Source organism: Microbacterium sp. C448, assembly GCF_000582705.2.
In the GTDB taxonomy this organism is placed as follows: Bacteria; Actinomycetota; Actinomycetes; order Actinomycetales; family Microbacteriaceae; genus Microbacterium; species Microbacterium lacus_A.
On the sequence record NZ_HG779641.1, the window covers coordinates 1 to 1195 of the forward strand.

The 1195-nt window shown below is 68.4% G+C and carries 1 protein-coding gene and 1 pseudogene; both read right to left on the reverse strand.

Annotation, left to right across the window (positions count from 1 at the left end):
- Nucleotides 1-776: pseudogene (locus MIC448_RS06010) on the reverse strand (hypothetical protein); the annotation flags it as partial.
- Between the two features lie 110 nt (nucleotides 777-886).
- The coding region (locus MIC448_RS06015) for a TraR/DksA C4-type zinc finger protein (protein ID WP_051513235.1) at nucleotides 887-1195 on the reverse strand (309 nt) is incomplete at its 5' end.

The window sequence follows — 1195 nt, forward strand, 5'->3', positions numbered from 1 at the left end:
CGTTCGTCGAGGCTACGGCGTGTGAATCCCGCAAGCACCTGTGGATCGAGGCGCCCCGTCGCCAAGAGCGCCGTGATCGTGTCGCTCAGTTCAGACCAGGTCACGAGCGGGAGGGCGGGATCGACCGCGCGCAGTGCTCGAATGGATGCGGGGGCACGTGCGTCTTCGACGCGCTCCGCGTGTCGGGGATGGTTCACGGCACGGAGTCGAACGGGGCGAGTCAGGTCGTCGCCGACTTCCTCATCCACCGCTTCCTCATCCACCGCTTCCTCATCCACGGTGTCGATCACGTCTTCGTCGTGAGGAGCATCCGCCTCGTCCTCTTGAGCAGCGGCAGCAGACTCGTCCGGCGCGGGCGACTCGTCCTCCGACGCAGCATCGTCCGCCACGTACTCGGCGAGCACGCGTGCGGCGAAGAGAGCGAGGGGGACGGTGGCGAGTTCGCGAACGATCGATGCCTCGTCATCGGCCCCGACGGTCTGCAGCAGACGCGCGGCTGTGTCCAGGGCGCGGTACGTCTCTGCCGCGTCGAACGGACGGATGCGCGCCCAGGCATCCCACACCGCCTGCAGCTCGCGTGCGTAGCCGGCGAGGGCGTTCGCCGTCGCTTCTTCACCGGAGAAAGCCGGCGCTCCAGCGAGCACGCCGAGCATGCTCACCAGGTCACGATCGACGATAGGTCCGGCGTCGACGCCGCGCGCGCTGGCGTGATCGGCGAGCATGCGATCGAGGTAGGGCCCCACGCCCGCCACGACGAGCTCGAGGGCGTCGCCCACTAGCGCTCTGTTCTCAGTCCCCACTGCGGTCCCTGCCTTCGGCGGCCCCGGACTCCGCCCCGCGGCGAAAGTCTCCGACGAGGTGGCTTTGGGTGTGAGTGTAGCGAGGCTCAGCGCGACGCGCCGAGACATGGCACGCACATCTTTGCCGCCGGTACTCGCCGCAGACGTCCCTCGACGATCCTCTCGCCGCAGCGCGCGCACCGACCGTAGGTTCCCGCTTCGAGTCGTTCTCGCGCGTGCTCCAGCTCGATGAGCTCGGCCAGGTACTCACCGCGCAGTCCCTCGGCCCGCGACCACTCCGTGATCAGCGTCGACCCTTCCGGGTCGTGCTCGTCATCCGTCCACTCTGCACGTGCACCACGGATGCCGATCAGTTGCGAATCGACGGGTGGCGTCCGGCAAGGTGGTGTACGGAT